Raw genomic sequence first — 21328 nt, 5'->3', positions numbered from 1 at the left:
TCATACCGGCGCCTCCATGGCCAGCCGGAGCGCCGCGATACCGCGCGAGCCGTACGCCTTGACCGAGCCCAGGGATATGCCGAGGGTCTCGGCGACCTGGGCCTCGGTCATGTCCGCGAAGTAGCGCAGCACCAGCACCTCGCGCTGGCGGCGCTGCAGGCCCTTCATCGCCTTGATGAGGGAGTCGCGCTCCAACTGGTCGTAGGCGCCTTCCTCGGCGCTCGCCATGTCGGGCATGGGCTTCGACAGCAGCTTCAGGCCGAGGATGCGGCGGCGCAGCGCCGAACGGGACAGGTTGACGACCGTCTGGCGCAGGTACGCCAGGGTCTTCTCGGGGTCGCGGACCCGCTTGCGGGCCGAGTGGACGCGGATGAAGGCCTCCTGGACGACGTCCTCGCAGGAGGCCGTGTCGTCGAGGAGGAGCGCCGCGAGACCGAGCAGCGAGCGGTAGTGCGCGCGGTAGGTCTCGGTGAGGTGGTCGACCGTGGTCCCGGCCGCGACACCGTCCTCGGCGCCGTCACGCTGGTTCGGGATGCGGGCCGGCCGCGCTGCGGGCACGGGCGCGATCACCGGCATGCCACCGGAAGTACCGGCCATGCGGGGTCGTAGAGCCGCCGGACGGGGCGGTCGAAGGACCGTGCCGCGTGCCGCGCTGAAGTCGAGTACCTCTGCCACGCCTGTTGGACACGCTCACCCCTGTGAGGGTTGTACGTGCCGGGCATCACTTTCACGCCGACCTTCGCCGCCGAAGGTCTACCCGCGTCAGGCAGCACAACCGATGGTGCATCAAATGCCCTCATGCGTCCCGCTCTTCCCCTATGTCCAGATGTGAACGGGCGTCCCCACGCCCGGTTCCAGGCGTCCCCACGCCTGAAGGTGTCCCACGGCCCGGAAGGGCGACCGCAAAGACGCTCCCCGCCCTCCGCACGGTTGCGGAGGGCGGGGAGGTAAATCCTCGGATGCCGATGGGGTTCGGGACAAGTGGTCCGGACCATCGACCGGCTCACATGTCGTACACAGATCCTACAAACCGCCTATGACACCGGTCGGGGGTTTTCCGCGTCCGAAACTTCCCGAAAACTCGGCAACCTCACGAAAACCCGGCGGCGGCCACCGGCTCGGCACGTCACGAAAGCTCGGCGGCCACCAGTTCGGCGATCTGGGCGGTGTTGAGCGCGGAGCCCTTGCGCAGGTTGTCCCCGCAGACGAACAGTTCGAGCGCCGTCGGGTCGTCCAGCGCCCGCCGCACCCGCCCGACCCACGTCGGGTCGGTGCCGACGACATCGGCAGGGGTCGGGAACTCCCCCGCGGCCGGGTTGTCGAACAGCACGACCCCGGGTGCTGTGGCGAGGATCTCGCGGGCCTTGTCGACGGTGACCTCGCCCTCGAAGCGGGCGTGCACGGTCAGCGAATGCGTGGTGATCACCGGGACGCGGACACAGGTCACGGCCACGGGCAGGGCGGGCAGACCGAGGATCTTGCGGGACTCGTCCCGGACCTTCAGCTCCTCCGACGACCAGCCGTCCTCACGCGGCGACCCGGCCCACGGCACGACGTTCAGCGCGACCGGCTCCGGGAACGGCCCGGTGCTGTCTCCCACGACCCGCCGCACGTCACCGGGGCTGGTCCCCAGCTCCGTGCCGGCGACCAGGGACAACTGCTGCCGCAGCGTCGCCACGCCCGCGCGGCCGGCGCCGCTGACCGCCTGGTACGAGGAGACCACCAGCTCGCGCAGCCCGAACTCGGCGTGCAGCGCGCCCAGGGCCACGATCATGGAGAGCGTCGTGCAGCTGGGGTTGGCGATGATCCCGCGCGGGCGCATCCGGACGGCGTGCGGGTTGACCTCGGGCACGACGAGTGGCACGTCCGGGTCCATCCGGAACGTGCCGGAGTTGTCGACCACCACCGCGCCCTTGGCGGCGGCCAGGGGCGCCCACCGCTCGGCGACCTCGTCGGGGACGTCGAACATGGCGACGTCGACCCCGTCGAAGGCCTCCTCGGTGAGCGCCACGACCTCGGTCTCCTCGCCGCGCACGGCCAGCTTGCGGCCGGCCGAGCGCGGGGAGGCGACCAGTCGGATCTCGCCCCAGACATCCGCACGGTGGGACAGGATCTGGAGCATGACCGTGCCGACGGCCCCGGTCGCTCCCACGACGGCGAGCGTCGGGCGCTCGGACCGGTCGGCCCGTCGGAGACCGGGCATCAGCGGCCGGTGCCTCCGTAGACGACGGCCTCGTCGCTGTCGGAGTCGAGTCCGAAAGCGGTGTGCACGGCGCGGACGGCCTCGGGCACGTCGTCGGCGCGCGTGACGACCGAGATGCGGATCTCGGAGGTCGAGATCAGCTCGATGTTCACGCCCGCGTCGGACAGCGCCTGGAAGAAGTCGGCCGTGACGCCCGGGTTGGTCTTCATGCCGGCGCCGACGAGGGAGATCTTGCCGATCTGGTCGTCGTAGCGCAGCGAGTCGAAGCCGATGTCGGCCTTGTTCTTCTCGAGCGCGTCGATGGCCTTGCGGCCCTCGGTCTTCGGCAGCGTGAAAGAGATGTCCGTCAGGCCCGTGGAGGCGGCGGACACGTTCTGCACGACCATGTCGATGTTGATCTCGGCGTTGGCGATCGTGCGGAAGATCGAGGCCGCCTCGCCCGGCTTGTCCGGCACGCCGACGACCGTGACCTTGGCCTCGGAGGTGTCGTGCGCGACACCGGAGATGAGAGCCTGCTCCACCTGCTTGTCCCCTTGCTTTTGAACGAGTGGCTCGCTGCTGACCCATGTGCCCTGAAGTCCGCTGAAGCTGGACCGGACGTGGATCGGGATGTTGTACCGGCGGGCGTACTCCACACAGCGGTGGAGCAGCACCTTCGACCCGGACGCCGCCAGTTCGAGCATGTCCTCGAAGGAGATCCAGTCGATCTTCCGGGCCTTCTTCACCACGCGCGGGTCGGCGGTGAACACGCCGTCGACGTCGGTGTAGATCTCGCACACATCGGCGTCGAGGGCGGCGGCGAGGGCCACCGCGGTGGTGTCGGAGCCGCCGCGGCCGAGGGTGGTGATGTCCTTGGTGTCCTGGCTGACGCCCTGGAAACCGGCCACGATCGCGATGTTGCCCTCGTCCACCGAGGTCTTGATCCGGCCCGGCGTGACGTCGATGATCCGGGCTTTGTTGTGGACCGAGTCGGTGATGACACCTGCCTGGCTGCCGGTGAACGACTGGGCCTCGTGGCCCAGCTTTTTGATCGCCATGGCCAGCAACGCCATGGAGATCCGCTCTCCGGCGGTCAGCAGCATGTCGAGCTCGCGCCCGGCAGGCATCGGGGATACCTGCTCGGCGAGATCGATCAGCTCGTCCGTCGTGTCGCCCATCGCGGAAACGACGGCAACCACCTGGTTGCCGTTCTGCTTCGCTTCCACGATCCGCTTGGCGACGCGCTTGATGCCCTCGGCATCGGCTACGGAGGAGCCTCCGTACTTCTGCACGACAAGGCCCACGTGCGCTCCTCGCTCAATCCGTCTCTATCCGCTCATACGCATTCGTACTGCGGTCGGCTCAGTCTAACGAGCGTCCGAAAAACCCTTCCGCGATATCGCATGCTGAGATTTCCGGGGCACTCGTCCAGAGCTGCTCATGCCCATCTGGGCACAGGCCACGCGAGAAAGTGCCCGGCGTCACAATCGCACGTGGGCTCGCCCCTGTGAGCCAACTTTCAAGCATTAGGGTTCGCCTGTGCGCGTACTGCTGGTGGAAGACGATGAACCGGTCGCCGAGTCCCTCAGACGCGGCCTGAAGCGCTACGGCTTCGAGGTCGAGTGGGTCGCCACGGGCCAGGCGGCGCTGAACCACACGGACCCCTACGACGTCGTCCTGCTCGACCTCGGCCTGCCCGACACCGACGGCCTCGACGTCTGCAAGGTGCTGCGCGAGCGCGGCGACGTCCCGATCATCGTGATCAGCGCCCGCAGCGACGAGACCGACCGGGTGGTGGGCCTGGAGATCGGCGCGGACGACTACGTCTCCAAGCCGTTCGGCGTCCGGGAGGTCATCGCCCGCATCCGGGCGGTCATGCGCCGCGCGCAGCCCCGCACCCCCGCCGCCGCTGCGCCCGAGAAAGGCCCCGACCGCTACGGCCCCCGCCTGACCGTCGACCGCAAGGCGGCCCGGGTGCGGCTCGACGGCGAGGAGGTGGCCCTCGCGCCCAAGGAGTACGACCTGCTGGCCTTCCTCACCGAGGAGCCCGGGGCGCTGATGTCGCGCGAGCAGATCATGGAAGCGGTCTGGGACGCGAACTGGTTCGGGCCGACGAAGACGCTGGACGTGCACGTGGCGGCGCTGCGGCGGAAGCTGGCGGGCGCGATCACGATCGAGGCGGTGCGCGGGGTCGGCTTCCGGCTGGAGATCGTCCAGGACGGCGGCGGCGAGGACAACGGCGGCGGCACGAACACGGACAGCGACGCCTCATGATCCGCCAGCTCGTCCGCAGCTACATCTTCCTCGTCGCGATCGCCATCGCCCTGTTCACGGTGCCGGTGGCCTTCTCGCTCACCTCCCAGCTGCGGGGCGACACGGAGGATTCCGTGGTGCGCGAGGCCGAGACCATGGCGCTGCTGCTGGCCAACGGCGACTCCACCTCGTGCGAGGCGCTCCAGAAGATGGCCATCGCGTACGCCGCCGGGACACCCGGCGACGTCCAGGTGGCCGGAGCCCCGGGCTGCGCGCCGGGCCTGCTCCGCCCGAGGCAGGACGCGGCCCTGACCACGGCCCTCGACCGGGGCAAGCCCACGACCGACTGGGGCTCCTCCTTCATCTGGGGCCCCGAGCTGGTGATCACTGTCCCCGCCAGGACGGCCGGCGAAGACCGCCCCGTCGGTGCCGTGCGCATCGTCTACTCGACGAACGAGATGACCGACCGCCTGTGGACGATCTGGGGCTTCCGGGCGGTCCTCGCGGTGCTGGTCCTCGTGGTGGCCGCCCTGCTCGGCGCGGGGGTGGCGCGGCGTCTGACCCGTCCGCTGCGCCAGCTCAACGACATGGCGAGCAAGTTCAGCGACGGCGACCTGACCGCCCGCTCCCCCGTGACGGGCCCGCCGGAGACCCAGACGCTGGCCCGCACCCTCAACCAGGGCGCGGAACGCCTGGACACCCTGATCGCGGCCCAGCGCATCTTCGTGGCGGACGCCTCGCACCAGCTGCGCACCCCGCTCACGGCCCTGCGGCTGTCCCTGGACAACATCGCCGACGGTGTGGACGACGAGTTCGTACGGGAGGACGTGGAGCAGGCCACCGCCGAGGTCGTGCGCATGAACCGCCTGGTCAACGGCCTGCTGGTGCTGGCCCGGGCCGAGGCCAAGGTGTCTGCTGCCGAGCCGCTCCCGCTGCTGGACATCGTGCGGGAGCGGCTCGCCGTGTGGAGACCGGCCGCCGACGAGCGCGGAGTCACCATCGCGCTCAGGGGGAGTATCGACGGCCGGCCGTCTGTGCTGTCCAGTCCCGGTCATCTGGACCAGATGCTGGACAACGTGCTCTCCAACGCCCTGGAGGTCTCACCGGACGGCGGGACGATCACCGTGCGGGTGGACCCCCTGGGCGATGTGGTGGGGGTGTCGGTCCTGGACGAGGGACCGGGCATGTCGGACGCCGAGAAGTCCCGTGCCTTCGACCGCTTCTGGCGCGGCCAGGGCCTGACCGGCAAGGGCGGCTCCGGTCTCGGTCTCGCCGTCGTCAAGCAACTGGCGACGGACGACGGCGGGACCGTGGCCCTGACGGACGCTCCCGGGGGCGGCCTGTGCGTGACCATCACCCTCCGGGCGGTCAGCTCTCGGGCATCTTCGAGGAGTGGTGGTTGACGATCAGCCACTTGCCGTCGGACTGCTTCTCATAGGCGTACGTGTAGCGGGCCTTGACGGTGTTCTTCGCGCCCGTCGCGTGGTCGGTGAGCGCGAACTCGTACACACCGGTGTCGATGACGGTGTCGCTGTCGAGAACACTGACGATCGACTCGACCTTCGTGCCGTGCGGCTTGTTCTGGAGGAAGTGCTCGAAGTAGTCGACGATCTCGGCTCTGTCCGTACGGACGTTGTTGGAGACGGTCGGCAGCAGGACCGCGTCCTTGGCGTACAGGTCGGCGACCTGCTGCGGGTCGCCGGTCTGCAGCGCCGCGTTCCACTGGTCGAACAGCCCGAGCACCTGCGCCTCGGTGGCCATCTTGGCGGACTTCGTCTCGGACGTGCCGCGCGAGTCGGCTCCGGCGACCCCGGCACCGACGGCGAAGGTGCCGGCGGCCAGGACGGCGACAGCGGTGGCGACGGCTATGCGACGGCGTACGGGGCGACGGTTCATGACATCTCCAGTGACATCGAGGGGAGTTGACTTGCCTCCGCTTCCTCTGCGGTGGAAGTGACTCCAGACTCGCGTGTCACCGGTTAGCGGCCGTGCAGCTCACGTACAGGGGCCGTACAAGGAGCCTCCAAATCACGCGGCGTGACGTGGAGCCGGACGTTACCGTCTGGGCATGGAGATATTGCGCTACCTGGCGTTCAGCACGGATCCCAAGGGCGGCAACCCCGCGGGGGTGGTGCTGGACGCCACCGGGGTCGACGACGCGACGATGCTGGCGACGGCGGCCGAAGTCGGCTACTCCGAGACGGCGTTCGTGACGGAGTCCGGCGACGGCTCCCTGGACGTGCGGTACTTCAGCCCGCTCGCCGAGGTGCCGTTCTGCGGCCACGCGACGATCGCCACGGCCGTCGCCCACGCGGAGCGGCACGGCACCGGACGCCTGCGGCTGCGCACGGCGGCGGGCCCTGTCACCGTCACCACCGACCGGGCGGCGGACGGCACCCTCGAGGCGACCCTGGTGAGCGTCGCACCGCGTACGGCACCGCTCGAGGAAGCCGACCTGGCCGAGCTGCTGGGGATTCTGGGCTGGTCCGCCGGGGACCTGGACCCGGCGCTGCCGCCCCGGGCGGCCTTCGGCGGAGCCTGGCACCCGGTCATCGCTGCGGCGAGCCGGGACCGGCTGGCCGGCGGCCTGGACTACGACATGGCCGCGCTCGGCGCCCTCATGGCCCGCAAGGACTGGACCACGATCGACCTGGTCTGGCGGGAGTCCCCCACGGTCTTCCACGCCCGCAACCCGTTCCCGCCCGGCGGTGTGGTCGAGGACCCGGCCACGGGTGCGGCGGCGGCCGCGTTCGGCGGCTACCTGCGGGAACTCGGGCTCGTCCCGGTCCCCGCGACAGTGACCGTTCACCAGGGCGTGGACATGGGACGGCCGAGCACGATCACGGTGACGGTACCGGCGGAGGCGGGCACGGGGATCGGCGTGACCGGCGCGGCCGTACGGCTCTGAGATGCGCCTGCCTCAGTCGACGAACTCCTTCAGCGGCTCGGTGTCCAGGGCGAAGTCGACCGGCTTGGGGAGCTTGACGGTGGCGCCGAAGGGCAGCTTCTCCTCGTGGCGATAGCGGCCGTTCTCGGGCTGGTTGAACACGACGACCGATGCGTCGTCCCGGTCGATGAGGAGGTAGACGGGAATGCCGGCTGCCGCGTAGCCGTCGGGCTTCTCGACGCGGTCGCGCTGGTTCGTGTCGGAGTCGTACGACGTGATCTCGACCGCCATCAGGGCGCCGTCCGCTTCCGACCACTCCCCTTGGCCCTTGAGCCCACCCACCCGGACGAGCACTCCGTCGGCACGAGCGCGCCCCTTGCGGTAACGCTCCGTCTTCAGCCCGCTCTCCGCGTGCAGCCACAGATCAGGGCGATGTTGCATGCACACTGGTTGCAGCCACGCGATCATCTCGCGGTGGTTGCCGTCCGTCATGGGCTTGACCACGACCTTCCCATTGATGAACTCCAGCCGCACGGTCTCCGGGGCATGGCGTTCGAGCTCCTCGAACTCCTCGACAGTCATCTGCGGCCGGTGCTCGGTCCTCGGGGTCATGGCGTCGCCTCCCTTGACTCCATGGTGCCCTGGCCGGGGCCTCCTGCACGCTCACAGCGCCCTCTCGGCCTTCGAGCGCAGGCCGCCCGCGGCCCGTACCTCGGCCGCGGGCGGGCGACGTCCACGACCTCGTACACGGGACTGGGGTCGGCCAGGAACGTGTCTGGGATGTACCCGGCGTCCAGTTCTCCGGCCGCCTCGGCCGCCAGGTCCGCCTCGTACTCGGCGCGGCAGTCCGGGCACATGCATGCGTACGCCCTGCTCCATGGACTTGATGGTGTCCAGGGAGTAGTTGGCGGCGGCCAGTTCCTCCCGGCTGATGTTCGCCTTCATGCGCCAGCGCTTCATCTGGTTCCCGCTGTAGCGCCAGGCGACCGGCGGCTGGGAATTGGAGTTGTACTGGGCCGACACAGCGTCCACCTCCGACGGTTACACCACGGCGTGGACCACGACAGTCGCTACCGAAAGTAGCCGCCCGAGCACGAGTGTGTGGTCATGACGAACGCAATCACCGACCTGAGTGGGTCCCGGCGGCAGGTCATCAACTCCACATCGTGGGTGTGCACTTCGACGCGGTCCGGGCCGAAGGCGTGCGGGGTGAACTGGTCGCCGAGTGGCTGATCGAGGCCACGGACGGGGACGCGGGGCCGATCGTGTGCGAGGCGAGTGGGCCGCGGTGGGTGTACTTCCTGCTGGCGCCCGGGGCGGTACGCAGACACCACTGGCCGCTCGGAGTGCAGCAGTTGGGCGGGCGGGATCCGCGTACGGTCACGGTCACGTACATCGGGATCCCGGCACTGGAGGGGAACACCTGGCCGCTCAGGTGGTACAGCGAGCCCACGCCGACCGCTCCCTACGTCGACGCGCAGGCGCTGGCCACCGCCGTGGGCCGGTGACGTCGCGGCGCCGTCACGGCCGCGCGGCGGCCGTGGCGGGCCGGTGGGCTACTTGGCCGGCCGCAGGCCCAGCGGCTCCGCGATCTCCTCCACCATCACCCTGCCCGCCTCGATCTCCAGGGTGTCGTCGCCCATGGCCTGGTCCGTGTCCAGACCGTCGAGTTCGGCCAGGGGCTGGTTGAGGCGGACGTGGGCGAGGACCGACTGGAGGGCCCTCAGGGTCGCGGAGGCGGTGGAGCCCCAGTTGGAGAAGTAGGAGAACTGCCACCACCACAGGGCCTCCGTGGTGCGGCCCGCCCGGTAGTGGGCCATGCCGTGGCGCAGGTCGGTGATGACGTCGGTGAGGTCGTCGGAGATACGGGCCGGGACCGGAGCCTTGCGGGGCTCGTAGGGGTCGAAGACCTCCGAGTAGACGTCGATGGGGTCGAGGAGGCGGGCCAGGTTCTCGCGGAGCTCGTCGACGTCCGGCTCGGGGCCCGAGTCGGGCTCGTAGCGCTCGTCCGGCACGATGTCCTCGTGCGCGCCGAGGCGGCCGCCGGCCAGGAGGAGTTGGGAGACCTCCAGGAGCAGGAAGGGGACGGCCGATTCCGGCTCGTCGGCCTTCGCGATCTCCGTGACGGCGACCAGGAAGCTCTCGACCTGGTCCGCGATCTGGACGGCGAAGTCGTCCGGGTTCTGGTCGGTCGCGTGCAGCGTGGCGTCAGACATCTAGGAGTCGTCTCCCCTCGAAGGCGCGACCGAGGGTCACCTCGTCCGCGTATTCCAGGTCGCCACCCACCGGGAGGCCGCTGGCCAGGCGGGTGACCTTCAGGCCCATGGGCTTGATCATGCGGGCGAGGTACGTCGCCGTCGCCTCGCCTTCGAGATTCGGGTCCGTGGCGAGGATGAGTTCCGTGACCGTGCCGTCGGCCAGGCGCGCCAGGAGTTCCCTGATCCGCAGGTCGTCCGGCCCCACCCCGTCGATCGGGCTGATCGCGCCGCCCAGGACGTGGTAGCGGCCCCGGAACTCACGGGTGCGCTCGATCGCCACCACGTCCTTCGGTTCCTCGACGACGCAGATGACGGCGGGGTCGCGGCGGGTGTCGCGGCAGATGTTGCACAGCTCTTCCTGCGCGACGTTGCCGCAGGTCGCGCAGAAGCGGACCTTGGCCTTGACCTCCATGAGGGCCTGGGCGAGCCGTCGTACGTCCGTGGGCTCCGCCTGCAGGATGTGGAAGGCGATCCGCTGGGCGCTCTTCGGACCGACGCCGGGCAGCCGCCCCAGCTCGTCGATCAGGTCCTGGACCACGCCTTCGTACAACGGACTGCCTTTCCTGGGTCATCGAGGTCGTTCGTGCCGTACGGCCTTCCCGTACGTACCGTAGTTGTCAGCCGCCTGTCCGAGGAAGGCGGTGAGCGTCTCAGAACGGCAGACCGGGGATGCCGCCGCCGCCCAGCCCCTGCGCGAGCGGGCCCAGTTTCTCCTGCTGGAGCGCCTGCGCGTTCTCGTTGGCCGCGTGCACAGCCGCCACGACCAGGTCGGCGAGGGTCTCGGTGTCCTCCGGGTCCACCGCCTTCGGGTCGATCTTGAGGTTGCGCAGCTCTCCGGCGCCGGTGACGGTCGCGGTCACGAGGCCGCCGCCCGCCTGGCCGTCGACCTCCGTCTGCGCCAGTTCCTCCTGCGCCCGCGCCAGGTCCTGTTGCATCTTCTGGGCCTGCTGGAGCAGCTGCTGCATATTGGGCTGGCCACCACCGGGGATCACGATCAGCTCCTTGCTCGGTACGGGTTTTCCCGTTCGGCACGAGCCTACGTGGTCGGGCCTGCCGTCGCCCCGGCACTCTTTCGAGTGAGTTCCGCTCGCGCCCTATAACTGATCAAGGAATACTTCCGGGCGGAAAAGCGGCGAAAGCTACATCTCGCCACCCATTGGGGGGTAGGAAGGATCCGGCGCGTGTGCGTCGTGTGTGTCGCTTGTCACGCAGCGTGGTCAGTAGGGAGTGCCGGGTGGGTCAGCCGGAGATGCAGCCCGAGGGGCCGCCTCAGGACGGACGGGGCGAGGGGGCGGCCCGGCTGCGGCCGGGCGATCTGGCCGGGCGGGCCTTTCCGCTCGGGGACTGGGGGGAGCCGGCGGTCCGGCTGGACGAGCTGTACCGGTGGGTGGAGCGCGGGGCGCTGCAGACGGCGGCCTGGTATCTCGAGGACCGGGTGTGGAAGCGGCGGTGCGCGCGGGTGCTGCGCTGTGGGGCCGCGGTGGGGGCGGTCACCGGGGTCGCGCTGCCCCTGCTGGATCTGACCGGGGTCGCGGGCGGGATCGCGCCCTGGGGGTGTCTGGCGCTGCTGCTGGGGGTGGCGTGTGTGGCCGTCGACCGGTACTTCGGGGTGACGTCGGGGTGGATGCGGGATGTGGCTACCGCGCAGGCCGTGCAGCGGCGGTTGCAGGCGCTTCAGTTCGACTGGGCGGCGGAGTGCGTACGGGAGGTTCTGGGGCCGGCGGAGGGGACGGCGAGCGAGGCGGCCGAGCGGTGTCTCGGGGTGCTGCGGAGGTTCTCCGAGGATGTGAGTGAGCTGGTGCGGGGGGAGACGGCGGAGTGGGTGGGGGAGTTCAGGAGCGGGGGTGCGCCTGTGGGGTTGCAGGCGGTGGTGTTCTCGGGGGGTGGGCGCGGGGGCGAGGCGGGGGGCTTCCATGGGCGGTTCTCCGTGCCGCCGGGGGGTGGTGCGAGGCCGAACATGCCTCGGCAGCGGCCGCCGGAGCCGCGGTGAGCGGGCGTTGGTTTGCTGAATGCCCGCGGTCAAGCGGGGTCGGGAAACGCCACGGGGCTGCGTAGACCAGCCCGGTTTACCGCCCTTACGCCGAAGAACACGTTGTCCTTCGACAGGTCCACCTCGTGGGTCGTCGCGTCGCCCACCGGGATGACGTGGGTCCACTCGGGGGTCGTCGTCTCGCGCCAGACCACCTCGTAGCCGACCAGGTCGGGTTCCGTGCCCCGGGTCCAGACCAGCTCCGTGGAATTCGTGAGGGTCGACGTGACGATCTTCGCGTCCCTCGGCGTGCCGGGGGCCTGGGAGAGGGTCCACAGGGTCGCCGCGTTGACCCGGGCAACTCTCGCGATGAGGCCGAAGTCGCAGAACTCCGGCAGGTCGCCGTACTGCTTGCCCGTGTCGTCGACGCGTACGTCCTGGTGCTGGTGGGCGAAGTCCTCGGCCGGTTCGGTGAAGCGGGCGGCCGGGTAGCCGCGTTCGAGGAACGGGATGTGGTCGCCGCCCCGGCGATAGCGGTCGCGGCGGTAGATCACCCGGACGTGCATGCCGGTCGCGTCGTTGTCGGCCACGTCGCGGACGAAGCGGGCCAGCTGGCGGGTCGCGGAGTCGTTCTCGCCGCCCACCGAGCGGCGTATCGCCGCCTGTTCCCCGGTCTCGGAGGACGGGACGCCCTCGGCGAACAGGCGGATCGTGTACGGGTCCCGCGTTCCGTCGTCGGCCGTGGAGCTGCCGACGATGTCGTTGGTGAACATCCCCTGGACGTCCGCCCCGGCGGCCTTGAGCTGCTGCGCCATGTGGCCCGATCCGTACAGGCCCTGCTCCTCCCCCGCCACCGCCGCGAAGACGATCGTCGACGCCGGGCGGCGTCTGGCCATGACCCGGGCCAGTTCCAGGACCACGGCCACGCCCGAGGCGTCGTCGTCCGCGCCGGGTGCGTCGGACGTGGCGTCCATGACGTCCGTGACGCGGGAGTCGTAGTGCCCGGCGACGACGTAGACGCGGTCGGGGGTGACCGAGCCGCGGAGGGTGGCGACGACGTTCGTGATGCGGGTGGGGGCCGGGATGCGCGGGGCAGGTTCCTGGACGTACGACTGGAGCTCCACCGTCATCCGACCGCCGGACGCGGCGGCGTACGTGCGCAGTTCGGAGAGGAGCCAGTCCCGGGCGGCGCCTATGCCGCGGGCGGGGTCGTCCTGGGAGGAGAGGGTGTGGCGGGTGCCGAAGGAGACGAGCCGCCGCACCGTCCGCTCGATGCGGGCCGGGTCGATCTCCCGCAGCAGGGCGCGGAGTTCGCGGGTGGGGCGCTGGGCCGTGGCAGGGGGGCGCCCGGCTTCCGGCTGCGATGCGGCCTCGGCCGTGCCCGCCGCCGCCCCTGCCGCTCCTAACGCCGCCGTCGCGGTCAGGACCGTTCTTCTGCTGGGGCGCATGCGTCCTCCCGGGGCTGGGGTGCCGGCCGACTCCGCAACATGGTTGTGGACACGCCAAGTCTCGACAAGAGGGCGGGGGGAAGCTCGGTCGTCGCCTCCGGTCACTGCCTCGTGTACGTCAGCCGCTCCCCGCTGCTTGAGTTCACGCGCTGGAGCGTGCCGTCCGAAAGGACGGTGATCTCGGTGGCGGCGCCCGGGGTGCAGGCGGTGCGCGGCTGCCCGACGGTCACGGTGGACGGGCCGATCCTCACCGGGCCGTCGGCATCGGGGGCGTCGGTCAGTTCGCCCTCGAAGACGCAGTGGTAGCTGCCGCCCCCCTTCGTGGGGCCGTCGGCCACGAGGGACAGGACCGTGTCGCCGGGCTCGCCCTGCTGGATGGTCAGCCGACGGGTGTGCCGGCCGTCGGCGTTGTCGATGGTCGTGGTCCAGGTGCCCAGGTACGCCGTCGGAATCGAGCCGTCCGTCGGAGAGGCGGAGGTGTCCGGCGCCGAGGTCGTCGGGGACGGGCCCGGCGTGGTCGGGGGCGCGCCGGTGCTCTGCGTGGGGGTGGGGTCGCCGCCGGCCCGGTCGCCGTCGCCGCCCTGCATCAGCGCGTACACCGAGCCGCCCGCGGCCAGCGCGACGACCAGGGCGATCACGACGAGCAGTGCGGTGGAACGGCCGTTTCTCCGTGCCGGCTCCTGTGGACCGTAGGGCGGGGTCGTGCCGTAGGGCGGGCTCGTGCCGTACGGCGGCGGGCCGTAGGGCGGGGTGGAGCCGAGACCGCCGTAGGCGGGGTGGTACGGCGGGGCGGCGCCCGGGGCGCCGGGGTGGGGGTGCTGCTGGGGGTAGCCGTACGCCGGGTACGGGGGCGGAGGTGCCTGCGGGTGGGACGGGGCGCCCGGGGCCTGCTGGGGCGCCGGGGCGGTGCTCGGGCCGACGACCATGGTGGGCAGATGGTTCAGCGGCGGGCCCTCGCCCGGGCGGCCCGGCGGGGGCGGGCCGGGGGGCGCGGCGGGCGCCGTCGCGGGGGCCGGGGGCAGCGCGGGGCCCGGGGACGATTCGTCGGCGGCGGGGGCGTGCTCGGGTGTCGGGTCGGGGCCGGGGCTCTCGTCAGGACCGGAACCCCGCTGCTCCACAGGGAGGTCCGGGAGGCCGGCGCCACCGGCCCGCTCCCCTGCGGCCTCCCCTTCCGGATCCTCCGCGTCCAGCAACCGCACCGCGTGCCGCCCGAGTTGGGCGACCAGGGCGCTCGGCAGCCAGGGGTCGACGGCGCGGCCGTCGGAGACGGTGTCGTCCGCTCCGGTGCGCTCCAGGATGCGGTCGAGGGACGGGCGTGCGGCGGGGTCCTTGCGCAGGCAGTCACGGACCAGGTCGGCGATGCCCTCGGGGACGCCCTCCAGGTCCGGTTCCTCCTGGGCGATGCGGAACATCAGGGCGTGCACGCCGCTGTTGGCGGTGCCGAAGGGCAGGGCGCCGGTGGCGGCGTAGGCGAGGACCGAGCCGAGGCAGAAGACGTCGCACGCCGGGGTGATGCGGGCGCCCCGCACCTGCTCGGGCGCCATGAACCCGGGCGATCCGACGAGCGCGCCGGTGCGGGTGAGCCCGACGTCCGTCACGGTCTGCAGGGCCCGGGCGATACCGAAGTCGATGACGCGCGGGCCGTCGATGGTGACCAGGACGTTGGACGGCTTGAGGTCGCGGTGGACGATGCCCGCGGCGTGGATGTCCTTCAGCGCGTGCGCGAGCCCGGCCGCGAGGATGCGGACCGTCCGCTCGGGCAGGGCGCCGTGGTCGTGTCCGACGACCTGCTGCAGGCTCGGCCCGGCGACGTACCCGGTGGCCACCCACGGCACCGCCGCCTCGGTGTCCGCGTCCAGCACCGGCGCCGTCCAGTACCCGCCGACCCGCCGCGCGGCCTGCACCTCCTGCCGGAACCGCTCGCGGAATTCCTCCTGCGCGGCCAGCTCCCCGCGCACGAGTTTCACGGCGACCGTACGACCCCGCTCCGAGCGGGCCAGATACACGTGCCCCATGCCACCCGCACCGAGCCGCGCCAGCAGCCGATAAGCACCAATATGCTGCGGATCCCCGGGCCCCAGCTTCTCCATCGCTCAGCCGCCTTCCCCCCACACGTGAGCAACGGATCGAGAATAGTGCGGGGCCCGGGCGGGGTGACCTGGGCGATGTCTACGGTTCCGTAACAGGCGGGACGGGCAGCCCCTCCTGGTCGAGCACCTTCGACAGCCGTTCCAGCACCCGCACCGCCTCCGCCAGCTCCGCCTCCCCGAACGCCTCGGCCAGCCGGTCGGCGAACGCCGCGTGCCCGGGGTCGATGCGGGCGATCGCCGCACGCCCCTGCTCGGTCGGCGCGAGGAGCTTGGCGCGGCGGTGCGCGGGGTTCGGCCGGTACTCGGCGAGCCCGCGCTCCACCAGCAGGTCGGCGATGCGCTGCACGCTCTGCCGCGTGATGCCCATGGCGCGGGCGATGCCGGAGACGGGCAGCGGCTCGCCGAGGACCGCGCCGAGCACCTGCCACCAGGCGGCGGTGAGCCCGGCCGGCCGGGCCAGTTCCTCCGCGACGGCGAGGAACTGGCCGTTCAGCCGGAACACCCCGAGGGCGCTGCGGCTGAGCAGGTCCTGACGCTCCCGGCTCATGCCGCCCCGGCCTTCTCCAGCACGGCGTACGCCGCCGCGTCGGAGTCGTGGAACAGCCGGTACCAGGCGTCGAGCACCTCGCCCTCGTACACACCGAGCAGCCGGAAGATCTCCCGGGCGAAGGCGACGGGCTCGGTCGGGCCCGCGGTGACGAGGTTTCCGTCGGTGACGGCGTCGGCCTCGACGTAGCGCTCGCCGCCCGCGTAGCCGGTCGCGGCCAGGTAGAAGGAGACCGCGCTGGTGTGGGACCGGTCGTCGAGCAGGCCCTCCCGGGCGAGCCCGGCGGTGGCCCCGCAGATCGCGGCGACCGGCACGCCCGCCGCCAGGAACGCCCGGGCCTTGCGGGCGAAGGGCGCCAGGTCGTCACCCGTGTCCCAGAGGTCGGCGCCCGGGAGGATCAGCAGGGAGCTGTCCTCGGGCCGCACCTCGTCCAGGGCCGTGTCGGGCTGGATGCGCAGTCCGCCGATGCTGGTGACCGGCTCCGTGGACGGGCCGACGGTGCGGATCCGGTGTCCGGCGCGGGCGAGATGGGCCGTGGCGTGGCCCGTCTCCCAGTCGGCGAGGGTGTCGTAGACGGCGAGATGGACGGGCTTGCGGTCTGCGATGGCGTTCATGGCTCCTCCTGAAACCCGAGCTCCCACCCGAAGTGGCTATGACAGCATCCTGACACTTAGACAGCACCCTGTCAACATCCGACGCCTCACCTGTACAACCTGTCGCGGAATGCCGCCGACGGCAGACAGGCCGCCGATTTCACCGCCCTCTCCCCCGCACCTACGCTCGCCCGCATGACCCCTCAGCCGAACCCCGAAGCCGGTGCCGCCGTCAAGGCCGCCGACCGTGACCACGTGTTCCACTCCTGGTCCGCTCAGGAGCTCATCGACCCGCTCGCCGTCGCCGGGGCGGAGGGGTCTTACTTCTGGGACTACGACGGCCGGCGCTACCTCGACTTCTCCAGCGGGCTCGTCTTCACGAACATCGGCTACCAGCACCCCGCGGTCGTCGCCGCGATCCAGGAGCAGGCGGCGACGATGACGACCTTCGCGCCCGCGTTCGCGGTCGAGGCGCGGTCGGAGGCGGCCCGGCTGATCGCCGAGCGGACCCCGGGCGACCTGAACAAGATATTCTTCACCAACGGCGGCGCCGACGCCGTCGAGCACGCGATCCGGATGGCCCGGCTGCACACGGGCCGCCCGAAGGTGCTCTCGGCGTACCGCTCGTACCACGGCGGTACGCAGCAGGCCGTCAACATCACCGGCGACCCGCGCCGCTGGGCCTCCGACAGCGGCACGGCCGGGGTCGTGCACTTCTGGGCGCCCTACCTCTACCGCTCCCGCTTCTACGCGGAGACCGAGGAGCAGGAGTGCGCGCGGGCACTGGAGCACCTGGAGACCACGATCGCCTTCGAGGGGCCCGCGACCGTCGCGGCGATCATCCTGGAGACGATCCCGGGGACGGCCGGAATCATGGTCCCGCCGCCCGGCTATCTCGCCGGGGTGCGGGAGCTGTGCGACAAGTACGGGATCGTCTTCGTCCTGGACGAGGTCATGGCCGGGTTCGGGCGGACCGGTGAGTGGTTCGCGGCGGACCTGTTCGACGTCACGCCCGACCTGCTGACCTTCGCCAAGGGCGTGAACAGCGGGTATGTGCCGCTGGGCGGTGTCGCGATCTCCGGCGCGATCGCTCAGACCTTCGGGAAGCGTCCCTACCCCGGTGGTCTGACCTACTCCGGGCATCCGCTGGCGTGCGCCGCGGCCGTCGCGACGATCAACGTCATGGCGCAGGAGGGCGTCGTGGAGAACGCGGCCCGGCTGGGCGCGTCCGTCCTCGGGCCGGAACTGCGTGAGCTGGCCGCGCGGCACCCGAGCGTCGGCGAGGTGCGCGGCGTCGGCATGTTCTGGGCGCTGGAGCTGGTCCGGAACCGGCAGACGCGGGAACCGCTGGTGCCCTACAACGCGGCCGGGGAGGCGAACGCGCCGATGGCCGCCTTCGCCGCCGCCGCGAAGGCGGGAGGGCTGTGGCCGTTCGTGAACATGAACCGGACGCATGTGGTGCCGCCCTGCAACATCACCGAGGCGGAGCTGAAGGAGGGGCTCGCGGCCCTGGACGCTGCGCTCTCGGTGGCGGACGAATACACGGAGTAAACAGCCGTCATCCCGCCAGTAGCCGACCACAACCCGTCAGTAGCCGACCATCTCGCCCCTCGTCCGAACGCGTAAGGTGGCGTGCCCGTAGACATAGACGTGCACGCCCCCGAACGCGACGAGGGAGACGCTCTGACCATGCCCCGCAGCTCCGGCAACGGCGCCGTGACGCGCAGCACCCTGCGACAGCAGATCGCCGACGCGCTTCGTGACGAGGTGCTGGCGGGACGGCTCCAGCCGGGGCAGGAGTTCACGGTCAAGGAGATCGCCGAGCAGTACGGGGTGTCCGCCACTCCGGTCCGCGAGGCGCTGGTCGACCTCTCCGCGCAGGGGCTCCTCGACGCCGACCAGCACCGCGGCTTCCGCGTCCACGAGTACTCGGTCGAGGACTTCCGCGGCATGATCGAGGCCCGCGGCCTGGTCATCGAGGGGATGTTCCTCGCGCTGAGCGAGGGGCACCCCGGCGCCGTGCGGCCCGACGACCCCCGGGCCGCCGCCGTCGTCGCCGGGGTCCGCAGGCGCGGCGAGGAGGCGCAGCGGGCCGCCGCCGCCGGTGATCTCACCGTCCTCATCGGCTACGACCTGCGCTTCTGGCGCGAGCTCGGCGCCTGTTTCGGCAACCCCTACCTCGCCGACTTCCTGAACCGGCTGCGCGTTCAGAGCTGGGTCTGCGCGGTGCAGTACCTGCGCCGGCTCACCGACCTGCGCGGCGAGCTGTGGGCCGGTCACACCGAACTGGTCGACGCCCTGATCGCCCGCGACAACGACACCGCCCGGTCGATCATCGCCGGCTACAACGCCCACTCCATCGCCCTGATCGAGCGCCTCGCCTCAGGATGACCCGCGTCGCTTGTGTTCGTATGGGTATGGGACATGCACGGCAGGAGCCGCTTTTCGTGCCGCACCGATACCCTTCCCTGACCACCGCGCCACCCGACCAACGAGCTGAGCGAGGAGCCTTCTTTGGCCTGTGACCTGTGGCTGGTACCGCTCGTCGACGTGTTGTGCCACACGCCGGACAACCCGTTCGCCGAGGAACTCGCGCAATACAACAAGGTGCTCGCCGAGGCCGGGCTGCCGCCGGTGCCGGTGTACCAGTACATGCCGGGCCTGTCGGGCGACGTCGCCCCGGTGGCGGGCTTCGACTACGACGCGCTGCACTTCCTGCGCCGCGCCTATCTGCTCCAGGTGTGCGGGCTGCCGGTGACGCCCGTGGACGAACTCGGCGGCGACTACGAGCAGTTGCTGGAGATGTTCGAGTCGACGGCCCAGCAGTCGCACCTCGTCTGGCACTACGACCACGCGGGCGCGTACGTCCCCGTCGACTTCCCCAGCCCGCTCGCCGACGACGAGCTCCTCGCGGGCGGCGGTCCGCTGGGCTCCTCCCACGCCCTGCTGCGGGAGCTGGAGCTGGTCGCGCCGGCCATCGGCATCGACCCGGCCAATCCGCCGGCGCCGCCCCAACCGCCGCTCGTGCCCACAGAACTGGAGGAACCCGCGGTCCCGGCCCCCTACGATCCCAGCCCCTTCGCCAGGGAGCGCCACGTCTGGCTCGGCCTGCACGCGGCCGTGACACGGAGTCTGGCCCAGGGGTCGATGATCGTCTTCAGCTGAGCGTCAGCGCAGCTGGGACAGCCCCTTTTGCAGGTCGTCGCTGTTCATGACCGGGAACACCTCGACCTCGGCGTTGAGGCCGGTGAAGAACGGCTCCAGCGCGGGAGGCATCTGGGAGCTGTCCTGCATGTCGAAGACCATGAAGCAGGTCCTGCGACCGCCCTCGGGGCCGAAGTAGGCCGCCTCCGGCCTGAGCTTCTCCACGGCCTCCTGCATGAGCTGCGGCATCTTGCCGCCCCGGATCGCCTCGTTGCCCTTTTCCGTGTCCAGCGTCGCCTTGAGCATCACGCGCATAGCACTCACTTCCTCTGTCTCGTCGGGGTGGTGTCTGTCTCGTCGGGGTGGTGTCTGCTGCTAATCGCAAGCTCAGCGTATGGCCCGATTTGCCCTATAAGCCCCTTGATTGCTCCATCAGGAGCAGACAGCGGAACGTCCCGGCGACCACGAGGGTCGCCGGGACGCAGGGTGTATGCCGCTCGGTCCGGCTACAGGAACGACTTGATCTCGATCGTCTCGTCCCGGCCCGGGCCCACGCCGATCGCGGAGATCGGGGCGCCGGACATCTCCTCCAGCGCCTTGACGTAGCTCTGGGCGTTCTTCGGCAGGTCGGCGAAGGACTTGGCCTTGCTGATGTCCTCGCTCCAGCCCGGCAGCATCTCGTAGACCGGCTTGGCGTGGTGGAAGTCGGTCTGGGAGTACGGGAGCTCCTCGACGCGCCTGCCGTCGATCTCGTACGCCACGCAGACCGGGATCTGTTCCCAGCCGGTGAGGACGTCGAGCTTGGTGAGGAAGAAGTCGGTCAGGCCGTTCACCCGGGTCGCGTAGCGGGCGATCACCGCGTCGAACCAACCGCAGCGGCGGTCACGGCCGGTGGTGACACCGCGCTCGCCACCGATGCGGCGCAGGGCCTCGCCGTCCTCGTCGAACAGCTCCGTCGGGAACGGGCCCGCGCCGACGCGGGTCGTGTAGGCCTTGAGGATGCCGATGACGCGGCTGATCTTCGTCGGGCCCACACCCGCGCCCGTGCAGGCGCCGCCCGCGGTCGGGTTCGAGGAGGTGACGAACGGATACGTGCCGTGGTCGATGTCGAGGAGCGTGCCCTGACCGCCCTCGAACAGGACGACCTTGTCCTCCTCCAGCGCCTGGTTGATGACCAGGACGGTGTCGGCGACGTACGGCGCGAGCTTGTCGGCGTAGCCCAGCAGCTCCTCGACGACCTGGTCGACGGCGATCGCGCGCCGGTTGTAGAGCTTGGTGAGGATCTGGTTCTTGACGTCGAGGGCCGCCTCGACCTTCTGCGTGAGGATCGACTCGTCGTACAGGTCCTGCACGCGGATGCCGACGCGGTTGATCTTGTCGGCGTAGGTCGGCCCGATGCCGCGTCCGGTCGTGCCGATCTTCCGCTTGCCGAGGAAACGCTCCGTCACCTTGTCGACCGTGACGTTGTACGGCGTGATGATGTGCGCGTTTCCGCTGAGGAGGAGCTTGGAGGTGTCGACACCACGCTCGTTCAGACCGCTCAGCTCGGAGAGCAGGACCGACGGGTCGACGACGACACCGTTACCGATGACCGGCGTGCAGCCGGGGGACAGGATTCCGGAAGGGAGGAGGTGGAGGGCATACTTCTGGTCGCCCACGACCACGGTGTGGCCGGCGTTGTTGCCGCCCTGGTAGCGCACTACATAATCCACCGAGCCACCGAGCAGGTCGGTGGCCTTTCCCTTGCCTTCGTCACCCCACTGAGCACCGAGCAGCACAAGTGCGGGCACGCGCGTACACCCCTTCCGGGCGGGGCATGTCCATGGTCGAGGGCGAACGCGGAGGATCTCCGCCGCGTGCACCGCGACCGCCGTTGGCCGCCAACCGTCGGACCGGATGCCCCGGAATAGACGAAGCCCCTGGCGCAATAGCGCAAGGGGCTCTTGCACAAAGATGC

23 protein-coding genes are annotated in these 21328 nt (G+C 70.8%); 8 read left to right on the top strand and 15 right to left on the bottom strand.

Features of this window, described 5'->3' with window-relative positions; translation table 11 throughout:
- The 3 genes from PV963_RS24950 to PV963_RS24940 form a co-directional block, all read right to left on the bottom strand.
- The gene (locus PV963_RS24950) at positions 1–576 is read right to left on the bottom strand and encodes a SigE family RNA polymerase sigma factor (RefSeq protein WP_274822111.1); all 576 of its coding nucleotides are present in this window, start codon (positions 574–576) and stop codon (positions 1–3) included.
- Positions 577–1126: 550 nt separating this feature from the next.
- Positions 1127–2203, bottom strand: coding sequence for an aspartate-semialdehyde dehydrogenase (locus tag PV963_RS24945; RefSeq protein ID WP_274817974.1), 1077 nt, complete (start codon positions 2201–2203; stop codon positions 1127–1129).
- Positions 2203–3486 carry an aspartate kinase gene (locus PV963_RS24940; protein ID WP_274817973.1) on the bottom strand — a complete coding sequence of 428 codons (1284 nt, stop codon included), beginning with the start codon at positions 3484–3486 and terminating at the stop codon, positions 2203–2205. Before PV963_RS24940 ends, PV963_RS24945 begins: the two co-directional genes overlap by 1 nt.
- A gap of 235 nt (positions 3487–3721) precedes the next feature.
- Here PV963_RS24940 and PV963_RS24935 point away from each other — a divergent pair, with 235 nt between their 5' ends.
- Complete coding sequence (locus PV963_RS24935) at positions 3722–4456, top strand: response regulator transcription factor (protein ID WP_274817972.1); 735 nt, start codon at positions 3722–3724, stop codon at positions 4454–4456.
- Positions 4453–5838: a sensor histidine kinase gene (locus PV963_RS24930; RefSeq protein WP_274817971.1), complete on the top strand. Its 1386-nt coding sequence runs from the start codon at positions 4453–4455 to the stop codon at positions 5836–5838. Before PV963_RS24935 ends, PV963_RS24930 begins: the two co-directional genes overlap by 4 nt.
- Here PV963_RS24930 and PV963_RS24925 read toward each other — a convergent pair.
- On the bottom strand, positions 5804–6331 hold the full coding sequence (locus PV963_RS24925; protein ID WP_274817970.1) for an SgcJ/EcaC family oxidoreductase: 528 nt from the start codon (positions 6329–6331) through the stop codon (positions 5804–5806). The genes PV963_RS24930 and PV963_RS24925 overlap by 35 nt on opposite strands.
- Before the next feature lie 172 nt (positions 6332–6503).
- Here PV963_RS24925 and PV963_RS24920 point away from each other — a divergent pair, with 172 nt between their 5' ends.
- Entirely contained in the window at positions 6504–7343 is an 840-nt protein-coding gene (locus PV963_RS24920) for a PhzF family phenazine biosynthesis protein (RefSeq protein ID WP_274817969.1), read from the top strand.
- A 12-nt stretch (positions 7344–7355) separates the two neighbouring features.
- Here the strand turns inward: PV963_RS24920 and PV963_RS24915 are convergent, their stop codons facing one another.
- Both PV963_RS24915 and PV963_RS44035 read right to left on the bottom strand, forming a co-directional pair.
- The gene (locus PV963_RS24915; protein WP_274817968.1) at positions 7356–7934 is read right to left on the bottom strand and encodes a Uma2 family endonuclease; all 579 of its coding nucleotides are present in this window, start codon (positions 7932–7934) and stop codon (positions 7356–7358) included.
- 51 nt (positions 7935–7985) lie between these two features.
- Positions 7986–8354 (bottom strand): helix-turn-helix domain-containing protein, encoded by a 369-nt coding sequence (locus PV963_RS44035; protein ID WP_425540936.1) that lies wholly within the window; start codon positions 8352–8354, stop codon positions 7986–7988.
- Between the two features lie 134 nt (positions 8355–8488).
- Here PV963_RS44035 and PV963_RS24905 point away from each other — a divergent pair, with 134 nt between their 5' ends.
- Positions 8489–8830 (top strand): hypothetical protein, encoded by a 342-nt coding sequence (locus PV963_RS24905; RefSeq protein ID WP_274817967.1) that lies wholly within the window; start codon positions 8489–8491, stop codon positions 8828–8830.
- Positions 8831–8878: 48 nt separating this feature from the next.
- Here PV963_RS24905 and PV963_RS24900 read toward each other — a convergent pair whose 3' ends face one another.
- The 3 genes from PV963_RS24900 to PV963_RS24890 all read right to left on the bottom strand — a co-directional run bounded on the left by PV963_RS24900 (position 8879) and on the right by PV963_RS24890 (position 10572).
- A complete protein-coding gene (locus tag PV963_RS24900; protein ID WP_274817966.1) occupies positions 8879–9538 on the bottom strand; it encodes a DUF5063 domain-containing protein in 660 nt (219 codons plus the stop codon).
- Positions 9531–10130, bottom strand: a complete 600-nt coding sequence (recR, locus tag PV963_RS24895; RefSeq protein ID WP_003991835.1) for a recombination mediator RecR — start codon at positions 10128–10130, stop codon at positions 9531–9533. The genes PV963_RS24900 and recR overlap by 8 nt, the downstream gene beginning before the upstream one ends.
- Positions 10131–10230: 100 nt before the next feature.
- Positions 10231–10572, bottom strand: coding sequence for a YbaB/EbfC family nucleoid-associated protein (locus PV963_RS24890; protein WP_274817965.1), 342 nt, complete (start codon positions 10570–10572; stop codon positions 10231–10233).
- Positions 10573–10814: 242 nt separating this feature from the next.
- Here PV963_RS24890 and PV963_RS24885 point away from each other — a divergent pair, with 242 nt between their 5' ends.
- Positions 10815–11570 carry an SLATT domain-containing protein gene (locus PV963_RS24885; protein WP_274817964.1) on the top strand — a complete coding sequence of 252 codons (756 nt, stop codon included), beginning with the start codon at positions 10815–10817 and terminating at the stop codon, positions 11568–11570.
- A gap of 29 nt (positions 11571–11599) precedes the next feature.
- Here PV963_RS24885 and PV963_RS24880 read toward each other — a convergent pair whose 3' ends face one another.
- The 4 genes from PV963_RS24880 to PV963_RS24865 all read right to left on the bottom strand — a co-directional run bounded on the left by PV963_RS24880 (position 11600) and on the right by PV963_RS24865 (position 16248).
- A complete protein-coding gene (locus tag PV963_RS24880) occupies positions 11600–12997 on the bottom strand; it encodes a M20/M25/M40 family metallo-hydrolase (RefSeq protein WP_274817963.1) in 1398 nt (465 codons plus the stop codon).
- 101 nt (positions 12998–13098) lie between these two features.
- Positions 13099–15087: a serine/threonine-protein kinase gene (locus PV963_RS24875; protein ID WP_274817962.1), complete on the bottom strand. Its 1989-nt coding sequence runs from the start codon at positions 15085–15087 to the stop codon at positions 13099–13101.
- A 79-nt stretch (positions 15088–15166) separates the two neighbouring features.
- Positions 15167–15634 (bottom strand): MarR family winged helix-turn-helix transcriptional regulator, encoded by a 468-nt coding sequence (locus PV963_RS24870; protein ID WP_274817961.1) that lies wholly within the window; start codon positions 15632–15634, stop codon positions 15167–15169.
- Positions 15631–16248 (bottom strand): type 1 glutamine amidotransferase family protein, encoded by a 618-nt coding sequence (locus PV963_RS24865; protein WP_274817960.1) that lies wholly within the window; start codon positions 16246–16248, stop codon positions 15631–15633. The genes PV963_RS24870 and PV963_RS24865 overlap by 4 nt, the downstream gene beginning before the upstream one ends.
- 174 nt (positions 16249–16422) lie before the next feature.
- Here PV963_RS24865 and PV963_RS24860 point away from each other — a divergent pair, with 174 nt between their 5' ends.
- From PV963_RS24860 to PV963_RS24850, 3 genes are all read left to right on the top strand, one after another.
- Complete coding sequence (locus PV963_RS24860; RefSeq protein ID WP_274817959.1) at positions 16423–17778, top strand: aspartate aminotransferase family protein; 1356 nt, start codon at positions 16423–16425, stop codon at positions 17776–17778.
- Between the two features lie 138 nt (positions 17779–17916).
- Positions 17917–18618, top strand: a complete 702-nt coding sequence (locus PV963_RS24855; RefSeq protein WP_274822110.1) for a GntR family transcriptional regulator — start codon at positions 17917–17919, stop codon at positions 18616–18618.
- A gap of 123 nt (positions 18619–18741) precedes the next feature.
- Positions 18742–19392: a hypothetical protein gene (locus PV963_RS24850; RefSeq protein WP_274817958.1), complete on the top strand. Its 651-nt coding sequence runs from the start codon at positions 18742–18744 to the stop codon at positions 19390–19392.
- A 3-nt stretch (positions 19393–19395) separates the two neighbouring features.
- Here the strand turns inward: PV963_RS24850 and PV963_RS24845 are convergent, their stop codons facing one another.
- Both PV963_RS24845 and PV963_RS24840 read right to left on the bottom strand, forming a co-directional pair.
- Positions 19396–19686, bottom strand: coding sequence for a DUF3303 family protein (locus tag PV963_RS24845; protein WP_274817957.1), 291 nt, complete (start codon positions 19684–19686; stop codon positions 19396–19398).
- Positions 19687–19877: 191 nt separating this feature from the next.
- Positions 19878–21161, bottom strand: a complete 1284-nt coding sequence (locus PV963_RS24840; RefSeq protein WP_274817956.1) for an adenylosuccinate synthase — start codon at positions 21159–21161, stop codon at positions 19878–19880.
- Positions 21162–21328: the final 167 nt, after the last annotated feature.

It is taken from the genome of Streptomyces coeruleorubidus, from assembly GCF_028885415.1.
Lineage (GTDB): Bacteria > Actinomycetota > Actinomycetes > Streptomycetales > Streptomycetaceae > Streptomyces > Streptomyces coeruleorubidus_A.
This window is presented reverse-complemented; position numbering and strand designations above follow the sequence as displayed.

Coding starts and splice junctions, on each gene's coding strand:
- PV963_RS24945 (WP_274817974.1), bottom strand. CDS start 2,203: ATGCCCGGTCTCCGACGGGCCGACCGGTCCGAGCGCCCGACGCTCGCC.
- PV963_RS24950 (WP_274822111.1), bottom strand. CDS start 576: ATGCCGGTGATCGCGCCCGTGCCCGCAGCGCGGCCGGCCCGCATCCCG.
- PV963_RS24925 (WP_274817970.1), bottom strand. CDS start 6,331: ATGAACCGTCGCCCCGTACGCCGTCGCATAGCCGTCGCCACCGCTGTC.
- PV963_RS24880 (WP_274817963.1), bottom strand. CDS start 12,997: ATGCGCCCCAGCAGAAGAACGGTCCTGACCGCGACGGCGGCGTTAGGA.
- PV963_RS24865 (WP_274817960.1), bottom strand. CDS start 16,248: ATGAACGCCATCGCAGACCGCAAGCCCGTCCATCTCGCCGTCTACGAC.
- PV963_RS24875 (WP_274817962.1), bottom strand. CDS start 15,087: ATGGAGAAGCTGGGGCCCGGGGATCCGCAGCATATTGGTGCTTATCGG.
- PV963_RS24870 (WP_274817961.1), bottom strand. CDS start 15,634: ATGAGCCGGGAGCGTCAGGACCTGCTCAGCCGCAGCGCCCTCGGGGTG.
- PV963_RS24915 (WP_274817968.1), bottom strand. CDS start 7,934: ATGACCCCGAGGACCGAGCACCGGCCGCAGATGACTGTCGAGGAGTTC.
- PV963_RS24930 (WP_274817971.1), top strand. CDS start 4,453: ATGATCCGCCAGCTCGTCCGCAGCTACATCTTCCTCGTCGCGATCGCC.
- PV963_RS24845 (WP_274817957.1), bottom strand. CDS start 19,686: ATGCGCGTGATGCTCAAGGCGACGCTGGACACGGAAAAGGGCAACGAG.
- PV963_RS24855 (WP_274822110.1), top strand. CDS start 17,917: ATGCCCCGCAGCTCCGGCAACGGCGCCGTGACGCGCAGCACCCTGCGA.
- PV963_RS24920 (WP_274817969.1), top strand. CDS start 6,504: ATGGAGATATTGCGCTACCTGGCGTTCAGCACGGATCCCAAGGGCGGC.
- PV963_RS24900 (WP_274817966.1), bottom strand. CDS start 9,538: ATGTCTGACGCCACGCTGCACGCGACCGACCAGAACCCGGACGACTTC.
- PV963_RS24860 (WP_274817959.1), top strand. CDS start 16,423: ATGACCCCTCAGCCGAACCCCGAAGCCGGTGCCGCCGTCAAGGCCGCC.